The sequence below is a fragment of the Streptomyces sp. M-16 genome, assembly GCF_052114405.1.
GTDB lineage: Bacteria > Actinomycetota > Actinomycetes > Streptomycetales > Streptomycetaceae > Streptomyces.
In genome coordinates this window covers 58,538-79,062 of the sequence record NZ_JBFRER010000017.1, presented here as the reverse complement: position 1 = coordinate 79,062, position 20,525 = coordinate 58,538, and the positions used below count along the sequence as shown (strand labels likewise).

Annotated in this window: 16 protein-coding genes; 7 read left to right on the top strand and 9 right to left on the bottom strand. The window is 73.4% G+C overall.

Annotation, left to right across the window (positions count from 1 at the left end; genetic code table 11):
• Positions 1-10: 10 nt before the first annotated feature.
• Positions 11-721, bottom strand: a complete 711-nt coding sequence (locus tag AB4039_RS10925; RefSeq protein ID WP_442270585.1) for a DUF4232 domain-containing protein — start codon at positions 719-721, stop codon at positions 11-13.
• Positions 722-949: 228 nt separating this feature from the next.
• Here AB4039_RS10925 and AB4039_RS10920 point away from each other — a divergent pair, with 228 nt between their 5' ends.
• Positions 950-1,561: a 2'-5' RNA ligase family protein gene (locus AB4039_RS10920; RefSeq protein ID WP_442270584.1), complete on the top strand. Its 612-nt coding sequence runs from the start codon at positions 950-952 to the stop codon at positions 1,559-1,561.
• Between the two features lie 181 nt (positions 1,562-1,742).
• Here AB4039_RS10920 and AB4039_RS10915 read toward each other — a convergent pair whose 3' ends face one another.
• Positions 1,743-2,393, bottom strand: coding sequence for a class I SAM-dependent methyltransferase (locus AB4039_RS10915; RefSeq protein WP_266844789.1), 651 nt, complete (start codon positions 2,391-2,393; stop codon positions 1,743-1,745).
• Positions 2,394-2,580: 187 nt separating this feature from the next.
• Between AB4039_RS10915 and AB4039_RS10910 the strand changes: the two genes are divergently transcribed.
• The 3 genes from AB4039_RS10910 (at position 2,581) to AB4039_RS10900 (ending at position 5,123) form a co-directional block, all read left to right on the top strand.
• Positions 2,581-3,111 (top strand): hypothetical protein, encoded by a 531-nt coding sequence (locus tag AB4039_RS10910; RefSeq protein WP_266844788.1) that lies wholly within the window; start codon positions 2,581-2,583, stop codon positions 3,109-3,111.
• Between the two features lie 676 nt (positions 3,112-3,787).
• Positions 3,788-4,384 (top strand): hypothetical protein, encoded by a 597-nt coding sequence (locus AB4039_RS10905; protein ID WP_266844786.1) that lies wholly within the window; start codon positions 3,788-3,790, stop codon positions 4,382-4,384.
• A gap of 55 nt (positions 4,385-4,439) precedes the next feature.
• Complete coding sequence (locus AB4039_RS10900) at positions 4,440-5,123, top strand: M15 family metallopeptidase (protein ID WP_266844785.1); 684 nt, start codon at positions 4,440-4,442, stop codon at positions 5,121-5,123.
• A gap of 28 nt (positions 5,124-5,151) precedes the next feature.
• Here the strand turns inward: AB4039_RS10900 and AB4039_RS10895 are convergent, their stop codons facing one another.
• The 7 genes from AB4039_RS10895 to AB4039_RS10865 form a co-directional block, all read right to left on the bottom strand.
• Positions 5,152-6,315, bottom strand: a complete 1,164-nt coding sequence (locus AB4039_RS10895) for a serine hydrolase domain-containing protein (RefSeq protein WP_442270583.1) — start codon at positions 6,313-6,315, stop codon at positions 5,152-5,154.
• Positions 6,316-6,547: 232 nt separating this feature from the next.
• The gene (locus AB4039_RS10890; protein WP_266844782.1) at positions 6,548-7,837 is read right to left on the bottom strand and encodes an MFS transporter; all 1,290 of its coding nucleotides are present in this window, start codon (positions 7,835-7,837) and stop codon (positions 6,548-6,550) included.
• Positions 7,834-10,392 (bottom strand): ATP-grasp domain-containing protein, encoded by a 2,559-nt coding sequence (locus tag AB4039_RS10885; RefSeq protein ID WP_266844780.1) that lies wholly within the window; start codon positions 10,390-10,392, stop codon positions 7,834-7,836. Before AB4039_RS10885 ends, AB4039_RS10890 begins: the two co-directional genes overlap by 4 nt.
• Before the next feature lie 393 nt (positions 10,393-10,785).
• Positions 10,786-11,871 carry an ABC transporter permease gene (locus AB4039_RS10880; RefSeq protein WP_266844778.1) on the bottom strand — a complete coding sequence of 362 codons (1,086 nt, stop codon included), beginning with the start codon at positions 11,869-11,871 and terminating at the stop codon, positions 10,786-10,788.
• On the bottom strand, positions 11,868-13,457 hold the full coding sequence (locus AB4039_RS10875) for a sugar ABC transporter ATP-binding protein (RefSeq protein ID WP_442270588.1): 1,590 nt from the start codon (positions 13,455-13,457) through the stop codon (positions 11,868-11,870). Before AB4039_RS10875 ends, AB4039_RS10880 begins: the two co-directional genes overlap by 4 nt.
• A 14-nt stretch (positions 13,458-13,471) precedes the next feature.
• Positions 13,472-14,515 carry a substrate-binding domain-containing protein gene (locus tag AB4039_RS10870; RefSeq protein WP_442270582.1) on the bottom strand — a complete coding sequence of 348 codons (1,044 nt, stop codon included), beginning with the start codon at positions 14,513-14,515 and terminating at the stop codon, positions 13,472-13,474.
• Positions 14,516-14,623: 108 nt separating this feature from the next.
• Entirely contained in the window at positions 14,624-16,150 is a 1,527-nt protein-coding gene (locus AB4039_RS10865) for an NPCBM/NEW2 domain-containing protein (protein WP_266844924.1), read from the bottom strand.
• Positions 16,151-16,598: 448 nt separating this feature from the next.
• On the opposite strand from AB4039_RS10865, the gene AB4039_RS10860 reads away from it, so the two are divergent.
• From AB4039_RS10860 to AB4039_RS10850, 3 genes are all read left to right on the top strand, one after another.
• Complete coding sequence (locus AB4039_RS10860) at positions 16,599-17,414, top strand: DeoR/GlpR family DNA-binding transcription regulator (protein WP_266844774.1); 816 nt, start codon at positions 16,599-16,601, stop codon at positions 17,412-17,414.
• Positions 17,415-17,513: 99 nt separating this feature from the next.
• Positions 17,514-18,401, top strand: a complete 888-nt coding sequence (locus AB4039_RS10855) for a TIGR03619 family F420-dependent LLM class oxidoreductase (protein ID WP_266844772.1) — start codon at positions 17,514-17,516, stop codon at positions 18,399-18,401.
• A gap of 119 nt (positions 18,402-18,520) precedes the next feature.
• Positions 18,521-20,512 (top strand): PE-PGRS family protein, encoded by a 1,992-nt coding sequence (locus AB4039_RS10850; RefSeq protein ID WP_442270581.1) that lies wholly within the window; start codon positions 18,521-18,523, stop codon positions 20,510-20,512.
• Positions 20,513-20,525 lie beyond the last annotated feature (13 nt).

Genomic DNA, 20,525 nt, shown 5'->3' with positions numbered 1-20,525 from the left:
GCCGTGGCCGTCAGGACGGGCGGGCGGAGGAGAAGGCGGTGACGGTCACCTTGTTGTCGCACTCCGCGAAGATGCCGTCGTCCATGGCGATCTGGTGCGAGCCCGCGGCGGGGACGCCCAGGACGATCGTGGGGAAGGTGGCGGGCGTGGCGCCGGACACGCAGTAGCCGTCGGCCTCGCCCTGGACGTTGACGAAGGTGAGCTTGGTCCAGGCACGGGCGCCCGGGGCCAGGGACACCACGGTGGCCGGACCGCTGTGGGTGGTGGCCAGCGGGAGGTTGTGGTCGGGCGAGCCGTTGCCGGCTCCGGCGACCGTCGGGAACCCCTGGACCGTGCAGGGGTGGGTCGAGGTGTTGGTCACCGAGACGATGGCGGCACCCGTTCCCGTACCCGGCGGCCGGACGTCGGCCTGGTGCGCGTCGGAGACCTTGACCTGCCCGATCGTGCAGGCCTTGGCCCCTCCGGCGGCGCCGGTGCCACCGGCACCGCCGGAGGAGGTACCGCCGGCCGGCTTCGGCTCGGCCGGCGCCGGACCCTTGGGCGTCGCGGACGGTGCCGACGGGGTCGAGGGCGCCGACACCGACCCCGGCGACGACGGCGACGACGGCTTGGCGACCGCGCCGTCCTCGCCGGTGGGCGTGCAGCCCGTCATCAAGGCCGTGACCGTCACCGCCGCCGCCAGCACCGCTGCGGTCCGGCCGACGCCTGTCGTGTACTGCATGAGCGCTCCCCGAGGTCCACGACCGGTTCCACACCGGCACGCGTGGTCGGACACGCCACCGGGCCCCGCCCGGTTCTCCGGGGCCCGGGGTTGTGGCGGTTCCGTGACGTGAGGTGGACGCGACGCGGCCGTGACCGGGCGAACCCCCACCATCGCCGTACGGTCCGCCCACCACCGGCCGCCGCGCGCCGGGGGAGCCCCCGTCCCCCGCCCGGGCATGATGACGGGGTGAACTCCTCCGCGACGGCCGGCGGCGGAACCGGTGTCCCGGGCTCCCTCCGGGTGGCTCCCACGTCCCGGACCGCCGTCGCCTGGCTCCCTCCTCCCGCGCTGTGGCCCCCCATCCAGGGCATCCGGGCCGAGCACGACCCCCAGATCCGCCGCTGGCCACCGCACGTCAACCTGATCTTCGGCTTCGTCCCGGAGAGCGACTTCGCGGCCGCGGCCCCGCTGCTGGGCGCGGTGGCCGCCGAGCGGGAGCCCTTCGCCATCCGCCTCAGTGGAGTGCGTACGTTCAGGCACCGCGCGTACGCCACGGTGTGGCTGGATCCGGCGGCAGCCGGCCTGGCCCCCTGGACGGCGCTCCAGAACGCTCTGGTGGAGCCGTTCCCCTCGTGCCGCGGCCGGTTCCCCCGCTTCACCCCGCACCTGTCACTCGGTCGCGCCGCCCGGGACCCGCGCGGCCTGGCCGCGGAGTGCGCCGCACGCCTGGACGGCATGCAGGCGCGGGTGGACCACGTCGTCCTGCTCGCCCGCCGGGGCGACGAACCCATGTGGCCCCGCGCCACGATCACCCTGGGCACCGGGGCGGTGGACTGGCACCGGGCCCCCGGCACCTGACGGCCCGACGGGCCCCCGTCGCCGTCGCCGCACAGGCCCGGGCGGTGTACGCGTATGCCGTCCGCATGACCGCGGAGCCCGCCGGCGCCGAGGGCAGGGGCGTCGCGGACCGGGCCGGGCAGCCACCGCGGCCGTGGCGCCGAGGCGGCGGGAGCGTGTGACGCCCCCGGGCCGTCCGTCCCTACCGCGCCCGCATCAAGAGATGACCCCGCCGGAACCGTTCGCCTTCGCACGGCTCGCGCAGCATGCGGCCGACCTCCACGAACCCGGCCTCGCCGGCCAGCGCCGCGAGGGCGTCGACCGGCCAGCGGTAGGCCGTCGTCACCTTGTGGTCGAACGCCTCCACCGGGCCGCCCTCGGACTCGAAGAAGGCGAGGAGCAGGGCGCCCCCCGCGGTCAGCACGCGACGGAACTCGGCGAGATAGGCCGGGACGTGCCCCGGCGGGGCGTGGATGACCGAGTACCAGGAAAGGACGCCGTCGAGTACGCCGTCGGCCAGGTCCAGGGCGTCCATCGAACCGACGTCGAACCGCAGGCCGGGGTACTCCTGGCGGGCGAGTGCGATCAGCGCCGGCGAAAGGTCGATCCCGAACGCGTCGAGTCCCAGGCGCCGCAGATGGTCCGTCACATGTCCAGGTCCACAACCCAGTTCGGCGACGGACGCGGAGCCGGATCCGGACCCGGTGGTCCGTGCGAGTTCGGCGAACGCGGCGATGACCGAGCGGTCCAGCGGGAGGCCGTCGAGCGCGTCACGGGCGAAATCGGTGTAGACGACGGCGAGCGCGTCGTAGGCGTCCGCGGTCGTGCGCAGGTGCGGGGCTGGTTCGGTCACGGGGACACACTAAAGGGGCCCGGGACCGGACCCGGGCGGCGCTGGGTCCATTGAAGATTCCACTTCCCGACACGGCAATTGAAATGTACAATTTCTGCATATTTATATGAATTTTACCCATCCTTCGCGGGAGTGGCGACGAATCCCCGAGGCAACCGGAATCCGCGCCGTGCAGGAGATGAGCTCCATGAACCTTCCCACCCGCTTCCGGCATCTGGCCGTCGGCGTGGCCACGACGGGCCTGCTGGCCGGGGGCGCGGCCCTCGGAGCCGCCGGATCCGCCTCGGCCGCAGCGGCGCCGACGTCGCCCACCCCCGCCTCGTCCGTCAGCTCCGTCCTCACCGACGACCATGACCACAACGGCAACGGCAACGGCGACAACAGCGGAGAGGGCCGTCACGACGGCAACCGCTACGGCAACTACGACGGCAACAGCAACGGCTACGCCAACCACGACAACAACCGCGACGGCAACCACGATCAAGGGAACCGTCACGACCGCTGCACGTGGGAGCGCGGCCACTGGAGCAAGATCTGGATCAGGGGGCACTACGAGAAGAAGTGGCACGAGGGCAAGTGGCACCCCGGCTACAGGGACCACGACGGCCGCTGGCATCCCGGATGGAAGAGCCACGGCTGGTGGGAGAAGCACTGGGTCCCCGGCCACCAGAGCACCCACTGGGTGAAGGGGCACTGGAACTGCCACGACAAGTGGTGACCGGAGCCCGAAACGATCCCGGACCCCACCGCGATCCCGACGGTGCGGCGGCAACCGCTCATTCAGGTACAAGACTTGACGGTAGCCAGCCCGCGAGTAGACCCGCAGCGCACCGTACGGCCGGCCCCGGGAGGTACGGCGGACCGCCACACCCCCCGGGGCCATGAAAGGCTACGGCCGACCGGCCGTCGGGACGACCTGGACGACCTGGACGACGAGGTCGTATCGCACAGCTCCACCTGACGCGCCCCGCCCGGATCCGGGGTCACCGCCCGACGGTGTTCATGAGGACGATCGCGGCGATGTCCGCGAGGATGACGGCGACGACGCCGATGATCGTGGCCCAGGCCCTCTGCGAGTCGTCCAGCTGCATGCGGTGCCTCCTGAGGGGAACGTGCCCTTCCGCTCCGTGCCGGGCCCCGCGGGCAGCCCCGCTGGCAGCCCCGCGGGCCCGCCCTCCCGCCATGATGACCCCGTCCCGCGCCCGCCGCAGCCCGGGGGTGCGGCGCGCCCGCCGGCCGCCACCAACGGCTCCTCCCGCCGGGAGTGCCCCTGGGACAGGACCGTGACAGAGGCGTGGTGAACCGTGATCATCCGGGGGGTTAGGGTCACCGAGCCGATGGCCGCGGGACAGCGGCCGGCCACACCACGTCATCAACCTCGGGGGATCCACATCGTGTTGACCAACCGCCTGCTCCGTACCGCCGCGCCGATCGCCCTGGCCGCCGTCGCCCTCACCGGCTGCGGCCCGGACGGCGGCGGGGCCCCGGCCGCCGCGTCGAAGGGGACGTTCGCCGCACCGCTCGCCCTCAAGACCGCGGCGGACGTGACCGAGACGCACTTCCCCGACAACCAGAAGACCCAGCTGAGCGTCACCCCGGTGTCGGTGGTCAAGGGGGACAAGGCCGCGGTGGAGAAGCTCGGTGTCGGACTGCTGAACGGCAAGACCCCCTACTACGTCACCACCACCTACACCCACAAGGGCGGCGAGGTGGACACCGGGAGCTTCAACTTCAAGCTGCTGCTGCACGGCACCGACCCGAAGCGCGCCTACACCTTCGCCCCGGCGTGGGGGGCCAAGTTCGAGCCCTGCCAGGAGGCTTCCGACGCCGACCTGCGCCTGGCCGCCGGCAAGTCCGTCACCACCTGCGAGATCTACCTGGTCCCGGAGGACGTGCAGCCCGCGTTCGTCGGCTTCCAGGGCGAGCGCGACGCCGGCAAGCCGAGCGACGAGACCGGCACCGCGCCCGAGGTCGTCTGGAAGGCGAGCTGACGTACCCCGCCCGCTCCGCCGTGCCCACCGGCGAGGGCGGGTCTACGGTGGACGGGTGCGCTACCGCTTCGCAGCCGTGGCACTGACGGTCGCGCTCTGCGCGTCCACGCCGTCCCGCGACGTACCGGAGGCGGCCGCCCCGGGGTTCCGGGCGGTCCCCGGGGACCCGGTGGCGGAACTCTCGGCAGGCGTCTCGGCCGTTCCCGCCGGGAAACTGGGCGCCGGCTACCGGCCCGGCTGCCCCGTACCCCCGGACCGGCTGCGGCTCGTCCGGATGAACCACTGGGGCTTCGACGGCAAGGTCCACAGGGGCGAGCTGATCGTCCGCCGCGACGCCGTCGGCCCCGTGCTCCGCGTGTTCGCCCAGGCCTTCGCGGAGCGGTTCCCGATCCGCCGGATGCGCGTCACCGCCGAATACGGCGGCAGCGACGAGCGGGCCATGGCCGCCGACAACACCTCCGCCTTCAACTGCCGGCCGGTCACCGGCGACCCGGCCCGGCTCTCGCGGCACGCCTGGGGCGACGCCGTCGACATCAACCCCGTCGAGAACCCGTACGTCGACCGCTACGGCACGAGCCACCCGCCGAACGGGCGGCCCCACCTCGACCGCGACCGGGCGGGTCCCGGAGTGATCCGCGCGGACGACGCCGTCACCAGGGCCTTCGAGGCGGTGGGCTGGTCCTGGGGAGCCCGCTGGTCCGACCCGGACTACCAGCACTTCTCCGCGAACGGTGACTGAGGCCCCCGCGCGCCCCGGGAGGCGCGGCTCAGCCGCACAGGGCCGTGTCGACCACGTCCTCGACGTGCTCCATGGCGGCCTTGTCGGTCGGCTGGATGGTCACCGCGATGTCGGCGGCCGCGCGGCCGTCCTCCCTGACCCCGCCCCGGGTCTCGTACCCCGGGAAGCTGCCGCCGTGGCCCCAGTAGACCCCGCCGCACGACAGCGGCTTGCTGACGAGGCCCAGTCCGTAGCGCGCGCCGTGGCCGAAGTACTCGGCGGGAACGGTGGTGCGCATCTGGGCGAGCTGGGCGTCCGGGAGGAGCCGGCCGGACAGGAGCGCCGTGTAGAACCGGTTGAGGTCGGAGTTGGTGGAGATCATCTGACCTGCCGCCCAGGCCCAGGAGGGGTCCATCTCGGTGACGTCGCGCAGGGGCGCGCCCGGCGATTCGCGGTCGTAGCCCTGGGGATGGGGTTCGCGGATGCCCGTGTCGCCGGGGGCGGGGAAGTAGGTGTGGCGCAGTCCGGCGCGCCGGATGACGCGCCGCTCCACTTCCTCGGCCAGGGCGTGGCCGGTGACCTTCTCGACGATCATGCCGGCCAGCACGTAGTTGGTGTTGCTGTACCCCCAGTTCGTCCCGGGGGCGAAGACGGCCTTGTGCCGCAGGGCGAAGCCGAGGAGCTCGCGCGGGTCGTAGGGCCTGGGCCGGGGAACGTCGTTGAGGTAGTCGGGCAGCCCACTCGTGTGCTGCAGGAGTTGACGGACCGTGATGTGGTTCCCGTCGATGCCCTCGCCGCGGACCAGGCCCGGCAGATGGGTGTCGACCAGGTCGTCGAGGCCGATCTTCCCCTCGCCGACCAGCTGCAGTACGACCACCGCCGTGAACGCCTTGGTGTTGCTGCCGATCCGCACCTGTCCGTTCCTGGGCACCGCCGCTCCGGTGGCGAGGTCACCCACTCCCGCCGTGTACGTACGGGTGTGCCCCTCGCGGTCCTTGACGCTCGCGAGCACACCGGGCATGCCGTCGGCGCTCACCAGCGCGGTCAGGCCCTGCTGGACGCTGTCGGGGCGGGTGGCGGCGAAGGCCGCGGGCTGGGCCAGGGCACCCGCCGCCAGAACGGCGACGGCCACCGCGGCCAGGGCCGGGAGGGCCGCGCGCCGACCGCTCCGCCGACTGCCGCAACGGTGATCCTGCCCTGACTGTTCACGCATGGCTCAACTCCTGTGTAATCGTCGGGAAACCGGCATACGCGCCGGGCCCAGCATGTCCGCACGCGGAGTCCCCGGACGATCCGGCTACCGCCCGGCCCCGGGGTGGGGCTACCCCCCCCGGCCGGTCCGCCGGAGGGTGCGGACACGCCGAGACCCCGCCCCAGCCGTGGCGTCACGGCTTGAGCGGGGTCTCGGGCGGCAGGGCCGCCACGGCCGGCAGGGCCGTGAGGGGTCAGGTCCGGGCCGGCTCCGCGGAGGGACCCGGCGCCGGCTGCGGCTCCGGTTGAGGCTGAGGCTCCGGGCGCGGACGCGGGTGGACCGCCTCCTGCGGCAGCCTGGGCTCCAGACGAAGGACTCCCAGGGCCGAGACGGTCGCGCCCGCCGCGAGCACCACCCACATCGCCGTCGGCGACAGGGTGAGCAGGGCCGTCAGCACGGCCGGCGCGAGGGCACTGGGCACCGCCCACGAGAGCTGGTAGACGGCGAGGTGACGGCCCCGGGTCTCCTCCGGGGCCGCCTGCGCGCACAACGCCGACGCCGTGGCGCCGTGCATCAGCTCGCCCGCCGTGAACAGGGCCGTCGCCACGAACACCCCGACCAGGACGACCGACTTGTCGCCGACCCCGGCGAGCGCCGCGAACACCACGAACGACGAGGCGAACACCGCCGCGCCCAGCGCCACCGCACGGGTGCGGCGGAAGGCGACGAGCGCCCGGGTGACCGGGATCTGCAGGAGCGCGATCCCGACCGTGTTGACCGCGTACAGGACGCCCACCAGCGAGGTCGACGCCCCCAGGTCCTGGGTGACGTACGCCGGGATGCCGACGGCCAGCACCGTGTAGCCGAACGCCGTCGGCACGTTGAGCAGGGTCAGGGCGAGGAAGGGCCGGTTGCGGGCCACGAGCCGGTAGCCGCCCTTGCGGGAGACCCGGGGGGCCGCGGAGTCCGGTGCCGTCCTGGGAATCGGGATGGAGCCGAAGCACACGGCGGCCAGCACGTACCCCGCGGCCGTGCAGAACACGATCACGTAGTAGAAGGCGTCACTGCCCAGGGCGAGGACCGCACCCGCGATCAGACCGCCCACACCCAGACCGGCGTTGCGCAGACTGCGCTGGGCGGCGAGCAGCCTGTCCCGCTCCGTGCCCCGGACGAATTCGGCGATGAAGGACTGGATCGCCGGCGGGTACGAGGTGTCGCCGAGCGCGACCAGGAGGATCACGGCGAACATGCTGACGCCGTTGTCCACCAACGGGTACGTACAGAACCCGGCCGCCCGCAGCAGGTATCCGCCGGTGACCACGGCCCGGGCCCCGAACCGGTCGATGAGGACGCCGGCCGCCGGATTRCTGACCAGCCCGATCACGGCGGCGGCGGTCATCAGGGTGCCGACCCGGGTGAGCGGGAGCCCGGTGACGTGGTGGAAGTACAGCAGGGAGAGGGGCAGGTACATGCCGGCTCCGGTGGCGTCGACCACCATGCCCAGCATGTAGCGCGTCTTCGCCGACAGGCGGGCTCCGGTCATGGCGCGTCCCCGATCTCGCTGTGCTCGCGCACCCACACCCCGAGCTCACGCAGACGGCGCTCGCACTCCGTGCGGTTCGGCGCGGTGCCCACCGCGGCGGCGAGGAAGTCGGAGGAACCCGAAGCCGGCGCGATGACCTGGCCCTCCTCGGCGTACAACCAGAACCCGGCGAGCCACGGCTCCTCCGGCAGCGGCGGCAGGGAGCGCACCAGACCCGGCTGCTTCATCAGGAGCATCTGTCCCGCCATGCACCGTGGCGCGGGCAGCTCACCGGACTCGGCGCGCTGCCGTACGGCAGCGTGGAGCTCGTGGCCGGCGTCGGCCCGCACCGCGTACTCGCCGAGGTGCACGTCGAACAGCGTCCCGAAGACCTCGCGGATCTTCGCGCCACCGGGCCGGCAGGCGATCTCGCACAGCACCAGCCGGTCGTCCGGGGTGTGGAAGACCTCCATGTGGAAGGCGTAGTCGCGCAGCCGGGAACCCTCGGGGGCGAGCGCGGCCAGGACCTGCTCGGAGAGATCGAGCAGGCGCGGGGTGATCGGGTCGTCCGCGTCGAGGGTGAGGTCGATGCGCGGGCCCGCGTCGGAGGCGAAGGAGGACAGGTCGTACTGGTACTGCGACGGCCAGGCCATCGCGACCCGCCCGTCCGCCACCAGACCGTCCACGTGGCACATGCGGCCCGGGACGTAGTCCTCCAGCAGGACGTCGTCCCGCTCGCCCGCGCCGTACACCTCCGTCAGGCACTCCTCGAAGGACGCCTCGTCCTGCAGGATGCGCAGGCCGATCGCGTTGAAGCCCTGACGCTCCTTGAACACGACCGGGAAGCCCTCGGCCGCCGCGAACGTCCGTGCCTCGTCGGCGGTGCGCGGCTGCAGCCAGGCCGCGACCTCGATGCCCGCCGCCTGCGCGCGCGTCTTCATCAGCGCCTTGTCGCGGAACGGCAGGACGTCGCCGTACCAGGCGCCCGGCAGCCCGAACCGCTCGCGCAGCCGCGCGGCCCGCAGCATGTCCGCCTCGTGCAGCGCCGTCACCCCGGTGATCTCGTGCGCGGCGGCCAGTTCGAGCGCGCGGGCGTCGACCTCGTCCGCGTCGAAGTCGTCGAAGATCTCCAGGCGGGTGTAGCCGAGGTCGCCGTCGGGCACCTTCTCACCGGCGAGTTCGATCTTCTCGCGGGAGGCGAGGACGACGATGTCGCCGGTGTGCTCCGGCAGCCAGGACCGGAACGGGAACGGCTCCAGCGGATTGCGGTGCAGGATCAGCAGGTTCTCCCGCCGCTTGACCTCGGCCGGCCGCGCGAGGACGGTCTCCCCGTCCGGCTGCGCGAGGGTGATGCGGATGTGTTCCCGTATCACCTCGGCGCCGCGGCGTATCGCCGCCGTGGTGTCCCCGGCGGAGACGGCGATCAGGCCGAGCCGGTCCCAGTTGTCCTTCAGCGGCCGTACGTCGTCGCCGGGCCGGGCACTGACACGGACGTCGATGACGCCCTGCGCGGCACGCGCCTCCTCGACCCCGGCGACGGACTCCACACGGGTGCCCGGCGTACCGACCAGGGTGCGCACGGCGGCGCCCCCGCGGGCCCGGGGCCGGTCGGGCAGCTCCTCGGCCAGGCCGAAGGGGTGGGCGAGCGCGAGCGTGCTCAGGTCGATGCCGAAGGCGCTCTGCACCAGCTCGGGGATGGCGTCACCGGCGATCCGGTTGTGGCCCTCGATCACGCGCGGGCCCTTGGCGGTGAGGCGCACCTCGGTGTGGCAGACCCCGTCGCGCATGCCCATCACGTCCAGGAAGCCGCGCACCGCGTCGCGCGCCGCGTCCTCGTCGGCCGCGGACAGCCGGGCCGGGACGGCGTGGCCGAGCTCGGCGAAGTGGCCGTCCGAGGTGAACTTCTCCGTGATCGTGACGATCACGTGGCGGCCCGCGAAGCTGAAGGACTCGACGCTGAACTCGGGTCCGTCCAGGAACTCCTCCATCAGGAAGTCCTGCAGGACGAACAGCGAGGAGACGCGGTCGGTCCGGGTGCCGGAGAGCCGGACCACCTCGTCCCAGACCCGGTCGGCGTCCTCGGGTCCCGCGACCCGCTGGACACCGATGCTCGCCGTCGCGTCGACGGGCTTGACGATGAAGGGGAAGCCGTACGCGGCCCCGAAGGCGTCCAGGTCCTCGCGGGCACGCAGGGAGCGGGCACCGACGGCGTGCGCGGGGTCGTGCTCGGCCACGTACCGCCGCATGGCGGCCTTGTCGCGGATCCGGGCGGTCACCTCGTAGCCGGTTCCCCCGAGGTCGTACAGGTCGTTGATCCGACCCGCGTTCTCCAGTCCGGGCTCGGTCAGGGAGAGGGCCGCAGCGAAGCCGGGGCTCTCGTGCCAGGCCCGCACCAGGGGCTCGACCAGCGACCAGTCCGTGAAGTCCACGACCTCGACGGCGGCGGCGAGCCTGTTCTGCTCCTCGCTGACCTTGGTGGGGTGTTGGAGCAGCAGCACGCTCAGTCCCAGGTCGTGGGCCTTCCGCACGGTCTCGTCGGTTCCACCGACGAGCACCAGGGTGCGCTCGGGGTTCATTCGCTCTCATCTCCCCCTGCGTCAGCAGGGCATCTGGCTCGTACGGACTTCGTGGACGGGAAGGATCCGGGGGCGTACGGGATGTGCCGTCGGTCTTCGAAAGGTAACCAGGCGCGCTCGCGCGCGACTTGCGCGCGCCTGGGCCGGAGCTCGCGGGGAGATCAGGCACCGTTCGGGCTCGACCGGGGAATGCCTCGAACACGGCTCGCGGCCCGCTCGCACCGGAGCGGAGCCGGGGCCGGTACCCGGGCCGGCGGCAGGGACGCGGACGCGGAAGCGGATGCGCGGAGGCGGTACCCGGGCATCGTGGGGGTCCGGGTACCGCCTCCGTCAACGCCCCGCCTCCCGGGGCGCGACGGGCGGGCGGGGCGGTCGTTCGCGTGGGCCGGCCGTTCAGGTGGGCAGCCCCACCGCCCGCTCCCGGGCGCGGCGCTTCTGGATCACCACCGCGGCCACGAGCAGGGCGCCCTGGGCGACGTTCTGCCAGAAGGGGTTCACGCCCTGCACGGTCAGCCCGTTGTCCAGGGCTCCGAGCAGGGTGACGGCGAGCAGGGTGCCGCCGACGCCGCCCTTGCCGCCCGCCAGGAGGCAGCCGCCGAGGGCCGCGGCGGTGATCGCCTTCAGTTCGAGGCCCTCGCTGCCGGACACGGGGTGCCCGAATCCGGTCCGGGCGGTGAGCAGCACCCCGGCGATCGCGGCGACGACACCGGCCAGGCCGTACACGGCGATCAGGTACTTGTTGATGTGGATGCCGGCGAGGCGGGCGGCCGTGTCGTTGCCTCCGATCGCGTAGATGTTGCGGCCGATGTCGGTGGACTTCAGCAGCAGGTGGACGGCGAGCGTGACCGCGGCGAGGATCCACAGCAGCACGGGGGTCCCGGCGACCGAGCCGTTCGCGAGGAAGACGAAGACGTCGTCGTTGCTGACGTAGCCCTGGGCCGCCCCGTTGGAGAGGAGCTGGGCGACGCCCTTGTACGCGGCGAGGGTGGCCAGGGTGGCGATGACCGGGTTGACCCGGCCGTACACGATGACCGCGCCGTTGAGCAGCCCGGCGAGCAGGCCGGTCCCGAGGGCGGCGGCGATGCCGAGCGGGGCGCTGGATCCGGTGGACGTGTAGACCATGGCCGAGACGACCGAGGCCAGGCCGACCTGGGAGCCGATGGAGATGTCCAGCGCGCCGCAGATGACGACGACGGTCTGGACGAGGGCCAGCAGGCCGGAGATGGTCACTGCGTCGCCGATGACCTTGAAGTTGGCCCAGGTCGCATAGGCGGGGTTGAGCCAGCCGAAGAGGAGCAGGACCAGGACCAGGGCGGCGACGAGCCCGAGGTTCTGGCCGCCGAGGGCGCCGACGGCCGTGCCCAGCCGGCGCCCCGCCCCCGGTGCGGCGCCCGGTTCCGACTCCGGCGCCGGTGCGTGCGGGGGCGCACCGGCGCCCCCGGACACCTGGTCGCCCGTGGCCGCCGCGTTCGCGTTCATGTGAGCCCTCCGTCGGTCGGCGTCGGCGTCGGCGTGTGCTGCGGTGCGGGCGCGGTCGTGGTCAGGTCGTCGGCCATGGCCAGGGCGAGGACCGCCTCCTCCGTGGCCGCGGCCCGGTCGAGCTCGCCCGTGATCCGGCCTCCCTGCATGACGAGCACCCGGTCGGCGAGGCCCAGTACCTCCGGCAGCTCGGAGGAGATGACCAGGAGCGCCACACCGGCGCGGGCCAGCTCGGCGATGATGCGGTGGATCTCGGCCTTGGCGCCGACGTCCACCCCGCGCGTCGGTTCGTCCAGGATCAGCACCCGGGGCCGGCGGGCCAGCCAGCGGGCGAGGACCACCTTCTGCTGGTTGCCGCCCGACAGCGTGCGCACGGCCTGTTCCGTGGAGGGCGTACGGATCCGCAGCCGGCCGCCGTACTCGCGCGCGAGTTCCCGCTCGGCCGCCCGGCGTACGAAACGCAGTCGGCGCAGGCGTTCCAGGACGACGAGGGAGATGTTGTCGCGGACCGACCGGTCGAGGAACAGGGCCTGTTCCTTGCGTTCCTCCGGGGCGAGCCCGATGCCCGCGCGGATCGCGTCGGAGGGCCGTCGCAGCCGCAGCTCCTCGCCGAGGACCGAGACCGTGCCGGCGCGCAGGGGGAGGTCGCCGATCAGGGCCCGGGCCAGTTCGGAGCGCCCGGCGCCGACCAGTCCGGCCAGCGCGACCACTTCCCCCGCCCGGACCCGGAGGCTGATGCCGCGTACGTCGTCGGTGGTGAGGCCGCGGACGTCGAGGACGATCCGGCCGGTGGGCACGCGGTCGCGGGCCGGGACCGCCGAGAGGTCCCGGCCGACCATCATCCGTACGATCTGCGCCTCGTCGGTGGCCGCGGCGTCGAGGGTGCCGGCCAGGGCCCCGTCGCGCAGTACGGCCACCCGGTCGGCGAGCCTGAAGATCTCCCGCATGCGGTGGGAGACGTAGATGACGGCGATGCCCCGCGCGCGCAGTCGGCGGATCAGCGCGAACAGGGCCTCCACCTCGTGCTCGGAGAGGGAGGAGGTGGGCTCGTCGAACGCGACGACCTTGGCGTCACCCGTCAACGCCCGCAGGATTTCGACGAGTTGCCGCTGGGCCGGGGTCAGCCCGATGCCCGGGGTGTCCGCGTCGAGGACCTGGTCGAAGCCGATGCGGACGAGGTCGTCCAGGAGCCGGCGGCGCAGGGCCGCCCGGTCGAAGCGGCGGGCGCCGCGGGTGGGCAGGGCTCCGAGGTAGACGTTCTCGGCGACGGTGAGGTGGGGGACGATCTCCGGCTCCTGGGGGATGAGCCGGATGCCCGCCCGCCGGGCGTCGGCGGGGGAGCGGAGCCGGAGCGGCGCCCCGTCCACCTCGACCGTGCCGGAGTCCGGCGGGTGGTCGCCGCAGACGATCTTCAGCAGGGTCGACTTACCGGCGCCGTTCTCGCCCATGAGCGCGGTGACCGTGCCGGCGGGGAAGTCCAGGCCGACGCCCCGCAGGGCCCGGACGCCGCCGAAGCTCTTGGAGATGCCGGTCACGCGCAGGCCGCCGGCGGGCGGGCCCGCGGACGCCGCCGGGTCCGCCGCCACCGAGGGAGGCCGGCTCACTTGCAGCCGAACCCGGCGTCACGCCACGTGGTGGCGTCGACCATCCTGGTCGGGGCGAAGGCCTCGGGGGCGAACTCCCTGCCGTTCTTGATCTTGTCGTACATGGCCTGCACCGCCAGCCTGCCCACCTCGTCGCCCGGGATGTAGAGCGCGGCCCTCATCCCGTTGTCTGCACCGGCCTGCCAGTCCTTGCAGGCGAGATAGGCCCCGAGGCCGATCCCCGCGATGTCCGCGCCCTTGACGCCCGCGTTGTTCAGCCCCTTGACGCCGCCGGAGACGTTCTCGTCGTTGCAGCCCATGACGACCCAGTGCCGGACGCCACGGTTCGCGGTGACGGTGGCCTCGACCTTGGCCTGCGCGCCCGCCGGGGTGTTGTCCGTGCCGAGTTCGACGGTCTGGACCTCGGGGCCGCCGGCCTCCTTCCATGCGGACTTGGCTCCGTTGATCCGGTCGGTGCAGACGGTGGTGTCCTGTTTCCAGGCGTAGACGATCCGGGTGTCCGCGGCGTTCCAGCCGGCCTTCGTGAACTCGGCCGCTGCGCGCTTGCCGACCTCGGCTCCCATCTGGGTGCCGGAGAAACCGACCCGTGCCACCAGATCGGCCTTGTCGCACGCCGCGGGCTTGGGGCCGCCGGCGCACACCTGGTCGTCCGAGGTCAGCAGGGGAATGCCGGCCTTCCTGGCCTCGGCGGCGACCTGGGGGCCCACCGCCGACTCCGGCACCACGATGATGATGCCGGAGTTCTTCTGCGCGATCGCCGACTTGACCTCGGTGATGGTCTTCGAGGCGTCGTTGCCGAGGTTGACGACGGTGAGCTTGACGCCCAGCTCCTCGGCCTTCTTCCTGGCCCCCGCCGCCTCGGAGACGAAGTACTCCTGATCTCCCTGTTTCTGCAGGTAGGCGATGGAGACCGGGCCGCTCGCCGGCGAGCCCGCCCCCGGGGCGGAGGCGGGCCTGCCGGAGGAGCAGGACCCCAGGGCCAGGGTCAGGGCGAGGACGCCGGTCAGGACCGCGCCACGGCGGTACGGGTTCACGGACATGTACGGGAACTCCCTGTTCGGGGCGGGCGGGCGGGCGGGCGGACGGGCGGCAGCGGGTGCCGTCGGGTGCCGACGGCTGCGGGGCCGGTCGCGGGGCCGGACGCCGCGTCAGGCGCAGGTGAGCCTCGGGCCCGCCCAGTCCGCGTGGTCGTAGTCGACGCCGTTGCCGCCGTCGGTGACGACGAGCTTCAGCGTCTGCCCGCCGGTCAGGTCGGCGGTGAGCCTCCTCGCCGCGTCCGCCGTGGTGACCACGCCGCTGTCGGCGACCTTCACGGTGTCCCGGTAGATCCGGAAGGCGACCGCGCCGGTGAAGGCGCTCTCGTCGTCGACGCCGACGTCCACCGTCAGCAGGGTGCACCTGCCGCCGAGGTGGTAGGTGACGGTGCTGGGCGCGTGGACGCCGAGGCCCTTGGCGTAGACGGCTCCGTTGATGGTCAGGGCCCTGCCGTCGCCGGCCGCCCGTTCGCCGTTGCTGCGGTCCTTCTCCACCGGCCCCCAGCCGCTGCTCACACCCGTCCAGGAGAGGTCGGACAGGTGGGAGGTGCCGGACGGCGGGAGGGGGAGCGGGCCGGGCGTGATCCGGTAGGCGACGGTGGCGTGGGAGGGGACGGAGACGCTGATCGTGCCGCTCGTGTTCGTGGAGACGGCCTTCGTCCACAGGTCCTTGAGGGCGTACGGGCCGCGGCTGCCGATGCCCAGGGCGTCCATGGTGGTGGAGACGGTGGACGCGGACCCGGTCTCGTTGGTGAGGGAGACCGCCCGGTCCCCGTTCTCCAGCTCCTTCACCATGACCACCAGGCCGCCGGAGTCGGAGACCACCGTACCCTGGCGCCCCAGCGGATCCTGGTCGACGGCGATCACGTCCGGATTGGACAGGATCTCGAAGGTCTCGGCAGTCGCCTTGCGCAGGTCGGTCCCGATCAGCAGGGGCGCCGACATCATCGACCAGAGGGTGAAGTGGGTCCGGTACTCGGCGGCGTTCATGCCCCCGTTGCCGACCTCCAGCATGTCCGGGTCGTTCCACCGGCCGGGCCCGGCGTACGGCGCGAGGGGCTGGTTCCGGTGCGCGATGTCGATCATCGAGGACCAGCTGTCGCCGATGTCGCCGGTGGTGCGCCACAGGTGACCGAGGGGGGCCGCCCACTCCCAGGGCTTGTTCTGGCCCCATTCGCACAGGGAGAAGACGATGGGACGGCCCGTGTTGCGCAGGGCGTCGGCCATGTCGGTGTAGCGCTTCCTGGCGTCCACGCCCTGGTTGTTGCAGTTGTCGTACTTGAGGTAGTCGACTCCGAAGGAGGCGAAGAGGTTCGCGTCCGCCTGCTCGTGGCCGAGGCCGCCGGGGAACCCCGCCGTGTCACAGGTCCTGGTGCCGGCGCTGGTGTAGATCCCGAACTTGAGGCCCTTGCCGTGCACGTAGTCGGCGAGCGCCTTGATGCCGTTCGGGAAGCGGGCCGGGTCGGGGACGAGGTTGCCCGAGGCGTCCCGGTTCGGCAGCGCCCAGCAGTCGTCGAGGTTGACGTACCGGTACCCGGCCGCCTTGAGCCCCTTCGACACGAAGAGGTCGGCGATGCCCTTGACCATCGTCTCGTTGAACTCGGCGCGGCAGTGGGTGGAGTTCCAGTTGTTGAACCCCATCGGAGGGGTGAGGGCCTGGCCGTCGGGCGCGGCGGCGGCCGGGGAGGCTCCGGCGACGAGCGCCGTGGCGGCGATCGCGCCGGCGCCCGCCGCCGGAGCCAGTAACGGCAGTGCCGCGAGGGCCGCCGTGAGGCGGCGGGCGAGAACGCTTCGTAACCTGTGCACGGACGGCTCCTCGGAGTGGGGGGAGAACGTGTGCGGAAATGCGCTGATGGGGTCGAGATGCCCGGTGAAAGCCGTCAGAACCGAACGGACTTCAACGGGAACGCCCACATCACACTGCGGTTGCCGGGAGCATGTCAAGGTGGCGAACCGGGCCAATTCCAGGCTCAGTTGCCCGCCGACCCCTGCGACCGGGCGGGTGTTGAAGCCTGTTGACGTCTGTGGGATCGGTCAGGATGCTGTGGACGACCGGGGCCGCGCGTGCCCGAGGAGAGGAGTCCGAGGCATGACCGATCCCGGCAGTCTGCTGGCCCACCAGCGCCGCGCCCTGATCCTGGAAGAGGTCCGCAGACGCGGCGGAGTGAGGGTGAACGAGCTGACCCGCACGCTGAACGTCTCCGACATGACCGTCCGCCGCGACCTCGACGTCCTCGCCCGCGAGGGGCGACTGCGCAAGGTGCACGGCGGCGCGGTGCCGGGTGGCGAACCCAGCAGTCACGAGCCCGGGTTCGAGGCCAAATCCGAGTGGGAGACGGCGGCGAAGACCGCCATCGCCCGGGCGGCCGCCACCCTCGTCGCTCCGGGTTCGGCCATCGCCCTCTCCGCCGGCACCACGACCCACGCGCTGGCCGGAGAACTCACCCGGATCGCCGGCCTCACGGTGGTCACCAACTCGGTGCGCACCGCCGAGGTGTTCGAGGACGCCCGCAGCGCCGGGAGCGGCACCACGGTCATCCTCACGGGCGGTGTCCGCACCCCCTCGGACGCGCTCGTGGGGCCCGTCGCCGACCAGGCCATCCGGTCCCTGCACGTGGACCTGCTCTTCCTCGGCTGCCACGGGCTCGGCGCCGCCACCGGCCTCACCACCCCCAACCTCGCCGAAGCCGAGACCAACCGGGCCTTCCTGCGCTCCGCCCGCCGCGCCGTGCTCCTCGCCGACCACACCAAGTGGTCGGCCGTCGGCCTCACCACCTTCGCCACGCTGGAGGACATCGACGTACTGGTCACCGACTTCCTCCCCGAGGACGAGGCAACGGCCGCCACCGAGCAGGTGGCCGAGGTGCTGCTGGCCCCCGGGGCGGCCGACGAGCGCCCGTGGTGAGGATCGGCCCGGGGAGGATCCCGCAGCCCGGATCCGTGTGCCGCGCGTCACGCGTGGCGCCTTTGGGCCCGGGGGCCACCCCGCGTCCACGATGGGGCCATGGAGATAGGCATCGCACTGCCCCAGTACGGCACCCACGCGCAGGCCGCCCGGATCGCCGGCTTCGCGCGCGACGCGGAAGACGCTGGCTTCGACTCGCTCTGGGTGGGGGACCGGTCGCTGACCCCGGTCGAGCCCAGCGACCTCTACCCGGGCCACACGCCGAGCAACCCGTACCCGCCCGAGTACCGCACCTTCCTGGACCCGCTCACGGTCCTGACCGTCGCCGCCACCGCGACCACCCGGGCCCGGCTCGGCACGAGCACGCTCAACGCCCCCTGGTACCCGCCCCTGTTGCTGGCCCGCACCCTCACCTCGCTGGACCTGGTCTCCGGCGGCCGACTGGACGTCGGGTTCGGCATCGGGTGGCTGCGCGACGAATACACCGCGGTCAACGCCGACTTCGGCCGGCGCGGAGAACGCCTCGACGAGATCCTCGACATTCTCCAGGGCATCTGGACGCGGGAGGAGTTCGAGCACGAGGGCCCGCACTGGCACATCCCGCGCGCCCACGTCGGCCTGCGGCCGGCGCAACAGCCGCACCCGCCCATCTACTTGGGCGGCTTCTCACCCGCCGCGATGCGCCGGGTCGGACGCCGGGCCGACGGCTGGGTCGGAGCCGCCCTGCCGCCCGAGAGCCTGGCCGGGCTCTGGGACACCGCCCGCCGGGCCGCGGAGGAGGCCGGCCGCGACCCCGGCCTGCTGCGCCGCAGCATCCGCTTCAACCCCAAGCCGGGTGCGTCGTACGAGGAGATCGCGGCGGTCCTCGCGGGGATCAGGGACACCGGTGCCGACGGCTGCTTCGTCGACTACCAGCAGTGCGTGCGCGAACCGGACGAGGCGCTGGAACTGGGCGTCAAGGTCCTGGAGCTCGTCCGGGCCGGATAGCGGTCCGCCACCCCGGCGCCCCCCCACCCACGCCCCACGTCCAGGCACCCTGATCCCGTAGCCCGGAACCCGTCGGGAGAGGATGGCCGGGAGCACGAGGACGAGGGGGCGCGGGGGACGTGAGCGACGACAGGCTGCGGGATCGCGAGGGCTACGAGGCACTGCTGGCCTCCATGGGGCTGGAGCCCCTGGGGAACTGGTGGCTCCCGGGCATACGGGAGGCCGCCACCGCGCGACGGCTCCTCGCCGCGGCGGCGGCGGACGGCGAAGCCGCCGCCGACCCGGCCGAAGCGGCCGGACTCCTCCTCGGCGGCGGCCGCGAGTTCCTGCTCGCGTTCGACGGCCCCCGGGCCCCACGGGGCTGCACGGGCAAGGCGTGGCGCCGGGTCCGGATCGGCGCCGCCGATCCCGTCGCGGCCCTCGCCGGCATCCTCACCGGTGCGGATCCCGATCCGCGAGGGCTGCTCCTCGCCACGACGGACGGTGAAACCGTCGCACGGGTGAGCGCCGGTCCCGGCGCCCCACGGCCGCTGGTCCTGACCGGGGTCGGCGCGCGGATCGACGCGGCGGCCGAGGCCGGGGCCCGGCAGGGCGCCGAGGACGCCGCCGCGGCCTGGGACGCGTTCCTGACGGGCCCCGACCCGTCCCCGGCCCTCCTGGAGGCCTGGGCCGAGGGCCTCTCCTCCAACCCGAGCACCCCCGGACCCGTCCGCCGGGAGCTGCTGCTCCCCTTCCCCGAACTGTGGTGGCGGCTGCCGCCCGACGAATTCGTGGAGACGGCCCTGGCGCAGGCCGATCCGAAGGCCGTGCTCAGGGGCGTGGAGCTGGGGGTGCGGCTGACCCCCGCCCACTGGGCCCGGCTCGTCCGGGCGGCCGCGACCGAACGCGAACGGTGGCTGCTCACGATGCTCGCCGTCGACGGGCGGGCCGCCCTGGAGGAAAGCACCTGCGCCCTGCTGGCGGCCGATCCCTCCCCCCGCGTCCGGGCCGAAGCCGCCGGCCTGACCGGACTCCCCGAGCGCCAGGCCGCCCTGCTGGCCGAGGACCCCGACGCCGGGGTCCGGGCGACGGTCTGCCGGACCTCCTGGTCCGTCCTGTCGGCCGACCGCCGCCGGGCCCTGCTCGCGGACGGGTCGGCCGCGGTACGGACGGCCGCGCTGCTGCGCCGCAACGAGGACCTGCCGCTCTCCCGCGAAGCCTTCCTGCGCGAGGAGCCGGGCGAGCGGGCCGTCGAGACCTGCCGCCTCGGCCCGGACCTGGTCGAGCACCTCCTCGCCACCGGCGACGTGCGCCTGCGCAGGGCACTCGCCGCCAATCCCCGCCTCGACCCGGAGAGCGTGGCCCGGCTGGCCGAGGACCCGGACGACGGCGTCCGCCACACGGTCGCGCTCCGCGCGGACATCACCGAGCAACAGCGGGCCGCGATCCGCGTGGACGTCGATCCGTCCGGCAGGTCCCCCACCCTGCGGTGGGTCGAGGACCGCCACGAGGACCCGGAGGCCATGCGCGTGCTCGCCGCGTCCTCGCACCTCCTGGTGCGCCGGAGCGTGGCCCGCGCCCGGCGGCTCCCGCCGGACGTGGTCCAACGGCTGGCGTGGGACACCGACCGGGTGGTGCAGCTGTTCCTCGCCGAGTCCTGCGAGGACGCCCCCGCCGAGATGCTGCTGCGGGTGTGGACCTGGTGGACCGGCAGCCTGTCGTCCCCCGGGCGCCCCCGTACGCACCCCAACTTCCCCCGCGAAGGCCTGCTGCGGTTCGCGGACGATCCGCACGGACGGATGCGCCGGCTCGCCCTGGACGATCCGCAGGCGCCCCCGGAGCTCGTCTCCCGCTTCGCCGGGGACCGCGATCCGGAGGTGCGGTACCGGGCGGCCGAGGACCCGCGCCTGCCCGTCGCCGACGCGATCCGGCTGACCGACGACCCGGACGGCTCCGTACGCGCGGCCGTCCTGCGGCACGGGCCCCTCCCCGCGGCCGTGCTGGCGGTGAGTCTGCTGGACCGGGAGACGGTGGTTCACGCCGCCCGCAACCCGGGCATCCCGCCCCATGTGGTCCGGGCCATGGCGGCCCGCTGCGCCGCCACCTTCACCGCACCGGTCAAGAGAGCCTGAGGGCGCCCCTCGC